Source organism: Allocoleopsis sp. (assembly GCF_036703385.1).
In the GTDB taxonomy this organism is placed as follows: Bacteria; Cyanobacteriota; Cyanobacteriia; order Cyanobacteriales; family Coleofasciculaceae; genus Allocoleopsis.
The window spans coordinates 1-5,147 of the sequence record NZ_DATNPA010000202.1; the positions used below are offsets into that span (position 1 = coordinate 1).

Annotated in this window: 3 protein-coding genes and 1 pseudogene; 3 read left to right on the forward strand and 1 reads right to left on the reverse strand. The window is 43.8% G+C overall.

Annotation, left to right across the window (positions count from 1 at the left end):
• Nucleotides 1–1,014: pseudogene (locus V6C93_RS10145) on the forward strand (glucosidase); the annotation flags it as partial.
• 167 nt (nt 1,015–1,181) lie between these two features.
• On the opposite strand, the gene V6C93_RS10150 reads toward V6C93_RS10145, so the two are convergent.
• Nucleotides 1,182–1,751 (reverse strand): Uma2 family endonuclease, encoded by a 570-nt coding sequence (locus V6C93_RS10150; RefSeq protein WP_333476541.1) that lies wholly within the window; start codon nt 1,749–1,751, stop codon nt 1,182–1,184.
• Between the two features lie 285 nt (nt 1,752–2,036).
• On the opposite strand from V6C93_RS10150, the gene V6C93_RS10155 reads away from it, so the two are divergent.
• Both V6C93_RS10155 and V6C93_RS10160 read left to right on the forward strand, forming a co-directional pair.
• On the forward strand, nt 2,037–4,277 hold the full coding sequence (locus V6C93_RS10155; RefSeq protein WP_333476542.1) for a dynamin family protein: 2,241 nt from the start codon (nt 2,037–2,039) through the stop codon (nt 4,275–4,277).
• Between the two features lie 18 nt (nt 4,278–4,295).
• Nucleotides 4,296–5,084, forward strand: coding sequence for a TRAFAC clade GTPase domain-containing protein (locus V6C93_RS10160; protein ID WP_333476543.1), 789 nt, complete (start codon nt 4,296–4,298; stop codon nt 5,082–5,084).
• The last annotated feature ends 63 nt before the right edge of the window (nt 5,085–5,147 follow it).

Consider the following 5,147-nt stretch of genomic DNA (forward strand, 5'->3'; position numbering starts at 1 on the left):
ATGTATTGCTTGAATATGTTGGCGATCGCGCTGGAACTTGCCAAAAGCAATTCGGTTTATGAAGATATCGCCACCAAGTTTTTTGAACATTTCCTCTATATCGCCAATGCCATGAACCATATGGGCGATCTTGATGCCGAATTGTGGAATGAGGAAGACGGATTTTACTATGACGTGTTGCATTTGCCCAATGACAAACATTTAACCTTGAAAGTCCGTTCGATGGTGGGTCTGATTCCCTTGTTTGCGATCGAAACCATTGAACCGGAAGTATTGGAATTACTGCCAGGGTTCAAAAAGCGACTGGAATGGTTTATCGAAAATCGTCCTGATCTAAGACAGAATGTTGCCTGTATGCAGTCACCCGGCGTGGGCGCTAGACGATTACTAGCAATTGTTGAGTGTGATAAGCTAACGCGAATTCTGCAAAAAATGCTGGATGAGACAGAATTTTTGGGAGATTATGGCATCCGCGCTATCTCTAAATATCATGGTTCGCATCCCTACATTTTTGATGTTAATGGTAGCCAATTTCGGGTAGATTACGAACCCGCTGAATCTAGCAGTAGTCTCTTTGGTGGGAATTCCAACTGGCGTGGCCCGATTTGGTTTCCAGTCAATTTCCTTTTGATAGAATCTTTGCAAAAGTTTCACCATTACCTGGGAGACGATTTTAAGATTGAATGTCCAACTGGGTCAGGAAACATGATGACTCTGTGGGAAGTGGCAGCAGAATTGTCTCACAGACTGACACGAATTTTTCTAAAAGACTCGTCTAATACACGACCTGTGTATGGTGGCGCTGAGAAATTTCAATCTGACCCAAATTGGCAGGATTTGATTCTGTTCTATGAATACTTCCACGGCGATAATGGAGCTGGGATTGGAGCTAGCCATCAGACAGGATGGACAGGTTTAGTCGCTAAGCTCATCCAACAGCTTGGAGAGTATGACGGACAAGATCGAACCCTTGAGTTAATCCAAGAAATGGCGCAGGCGATCGCGTTGAACTAATTTGTGTGACAAAACAGTAGTAAATCTGAGGCTATTACACCCTTTTTTTGTAGAAACCAGATCATCAAAGATCATCAAACGGACTCGCTTTTGTAGCAGAATGCGAGTCCTCATTTCTAATGACGGCGAATCTCCTTGGCAGCGTCTGTCCCATACTCTTGAAGCCTTCACCACACCTTATTCAAATCCAACACAAACCCTGGCAAGACATCCTCGCCCGATACTGTTGCCGGAGACTCGAAAACCTCTACATCCTGCCCCGGACGATAAATTTCCACCTGCTTGGTTGTGGAATCAATTAACCACCCTAAGCGAACGCCATTATCGATATACTCCTGCATCTTTTCTCGTAATTTCTTCAACGAGTCACTACTAGAGCGCAACTCCACCACAAAATCAGGAGATACAGGAGAAAACTCCTCCTTTTGTTGACTCTCACTCAATGCTTCCCAACGTTCATTACTCACCCAACTCGCATCAGGTGACCTGATAGCACTATTAGGCAAAGTAAATCCGGCAGAGGAGTCAAAGACAATGCCTAAGCCTGTTTTGTCATTCCAATTCCACAACTGAGCGTTTAAACCAGAATTTTGCTTACCGGTCCAGGAGAAAGTTGGGGGCATAATGATAACTTCTCCTGTCGCGGTAAGTTCTAGCTGCAAGTCTTGATTGGCTTTGCAAAGTTCTATGAAGCCCTTTGCACTCAGACGGGGGATGGTCAAGGTGATCGCGTTCATAGGCTGTACGGTAATGCCTGAGTCTGTGACCTTAATGAATAAATATTACTGAATTAATGAACCTGGACATGATGCCCTGTACGTCCGATTGTTTGAATGAGCGATCGCTCCCACAGGTTAGGTAAGCCGCTTTCTCCGTTGTACTTGGGATGAGGACAACCGTAAATTCACCTAACTTCGTCTGGAAAACAGTCCTTGTTTTAGGTAAATTCCACATTCCCCTACTGGGTATTGCTTCTTTACCCTTTAAGTAGGTTTCGCAACACGGTTTAAAAACGCGGCTACATGAATACAAATAGGACTGCGAGAATTGCCAGCATTATTGAGAAGCGTCGTCCCTTGGCGCAGAAAATCGAAGGAGTAGAGGCAAATCTCAAGTCTCTTGCTTCAGCGCTGCGTAATCTTGAGGATAACCGCAATCAACTGCTGACACGGGTTGATGACGCGAATGTTAAGGGACAGTTGAAGGAAATCGATTTTTCGACGATTCAACTAAGTATTGCCACTGAATTGGAAGCATTGGGCAAGCTTAGAGTGCGTTTCTCCCGCGACACGCTCAATATTGGGGTTGTAGGACGGATGAAGCAAGGAAAGAGTACCCTACTACAGAGTTTAAGTGGACTGGATAGCGATGTAATTCCGGCTCATAGCGGGGGAGCTTGCACGGCTGTACGGAGTACAATTTGCCCTCGTTTCCATGCTGAAACTGAAGCAAAGGTTACATTTCACTCGGAGGATTCACTCTTTAAAGAGGTAATTCTTCCCTACTATACAGAACTGAGGTTAACTCCCATTCCGACTAGCTTCAGTGATTTTGTCAATAGTCCTCTACCTGAGAAGCCCTCAACTGCTACCAGTGAGGCGATGTATCAACGCCTCAAACATGATTACTACTCAAATCAAGCTGTTTATTGTGATCTGCTCGGTGCAAGTCAACTTACAGTACCACGCCATGAAATTCAGGGCTATGTGACTCATGCTAACGGTGCTGATAGTTTTAAGAGTCTTGCTGTACGGGAAGTAAAGATATATTGTCCTTTCCCTAATCCTGAAGTTGGTCAGATTGCATTGGTTGACATTCCAGGTTTGGGCGATCTCAAAGTAGGCGACGAAAAACTGATGCTAGAAACGTTGGGGCAGGGTGTAGACGTTGTTCTATTCGTCCGACGACCTGATCCGCAAGGTGACGATTGGAAAACAGAGGATACAGCCCTCTATGATAAAGCAGCTGAAGCTTTGAATGAATTATCAGAGAGGTCTTTTTTTGTTCTCAACCAATTGAGCAACCCCCACAACGAGAGTAAAAATGCTTGCGAACGATTTAAGCAGAAACTTGATAGCGAACAGTTAGGCATTAAAGTTGTTGATTGCATTATTGCTGACTGTAGCGCTCCTCAACAGGCTAATCGAATTCTGGATCGAGTTCTCACTCATCTAGAGACAAAGATTATAGACCTGGACACTAAGTATGCCGAATCTTGCCAGGAGCGCTTAATTCAACTCCAGAGTGCGGTTAAGGTTGAGTTAGACAAGGCACGAACTGCCCTTGGTCAAGCAGCGCCGGACAATTACCTGGTTGTTGAGCAGAAATTCAGCAAGTTGTTTGGTAATGACAAAAAGGGTTGGTGGAAGGACGTTGCACTCGGTCTTGAGAAGTTTAGATCAGAACTCTGGCTACATCGTCAAGCGCCTGATAGCAACTTACAAGCTGGGGTGGATGCTGCTATTCAGGTTTGCCAAAACCATAAGGGCATACTGTCGTCTGAAAATCCCATTGAAGAAATCAACGAGCGGATTATGGTAAGTGGTTCGTTAAGAACCTATGCAGATTACCGGGATGAACTTCGCGTCCTTTTATCTCATCACTTCCTGTCTTTGGATGAGGGATTAAAGGAATCAATAGAGAATGTGAAATCTCAAGTGGCAGACGTGCTGATCCAAAAGGGACATCTTGGAGTGTTGACAGAGACACGAGGTTCTGAGTTTATCAAAGAACTCAAAAAATTAGTAGATGAAGCTCCCAGCGAACTGAGGAGATTGAAGCAAGGATTAGAAATTTTTGCTGAGTTTGAGCTTTCCTATCGTGGACTCATGCAGCACCGGATTCGTAAGCATTTAGATGGGATTACCAATATTATTCCAACTAATAGTCAGACAGGATACGCTCCTGAGCAGCAAACAGATACTTTGCGTCCTTCTGCATCTACATCTGCTGATGAAATTCTATTGGCGCTCCAGATCGAGTATGAAACAGCCGTTAACAGAATCATCCCTGCGTTAGAAGAATTGCTTTGGGAGCCAAATCAAGCCGCATACGCAATGGTGGAAGAGTTTGTGGATAACATCATCCATCAAGAAGACATTCAAGAGGAATGGAAAAATTTTTTGAGAGGTGTGCGATCGCAAGTTTGGCCAGAAGAACTCGGAAAGCTGGAGCAAGACAACGCACGACTACAAAATTGCCTTACGTCTGTGAAGCAGGCAGAAGACGCTAACACATCCCACTCGATTCTATTCTTGAACTAAAAAAGGACACTAACTTCAATGGATGAGCTGAAAGAACTAAAAATTATCATGGTTGCACCCAGAGGAATTGGCAAAACTAGCCTCTTAGCCGCCATGCATGAGGAGTTTGATAAAACCTTTGAGCAAGCTAATCTCACTACCTGGACTACTGACAGTAAAACTCTGCAAGCTATAGAAGATTGTAAGCAGATATTGAGGCAAATCGACCCTCGATTAAAAACCAAGGTAACTCCTACACCTTCCCAAGATGATCCTTGGAATGATGAAGGTTTTATGTTTGAGATTGGTAGTGGTAGTAAAAAGTTTATGAGGTTGAAGTTTACAGATCCCTCTGGTGAATACTTTAAGTTGGGAGCTAGACAAGATCAAAAGGAATACGTGAAGCAGCAGCTAAATGAATGTGATGCAGTTGTTATTCCCATTGATGCTACTGCGCTCATGCAAAAGAAGAATGGCAAGGTTAATGAGCATGAAATCGGCGATTGGCACGAGGAGAAAAATGCTCCTAAACGTATAACTTCACTGTTAAAAGATGCTTATACAAGCCTTACTGTTCCTAGACTCATTATCTTAGCACCAATAAAGTGCGAGACGTATATGAAAACTCCTAAAGATGCCAATGACCTACTAAATCATGTCAAGCTTGGATATCATCAACTGCTTGAATTTTTTAAATCTGACGATCTGTTCAATAAAATGGCTGTAGTTGTCACTCCAGTACAGACTATTGGTAATGTTACGTTGGGTGCATCCCAATTTTGCAAAAATACTGGAATGCGATCGCTAGCCACTCAATGTCAAGAATGATAATCAACGGTTAGGCGAGTTCGCCAGCAAATCGGAAAGTGCCGATAGGCAAGCAGAGTACGA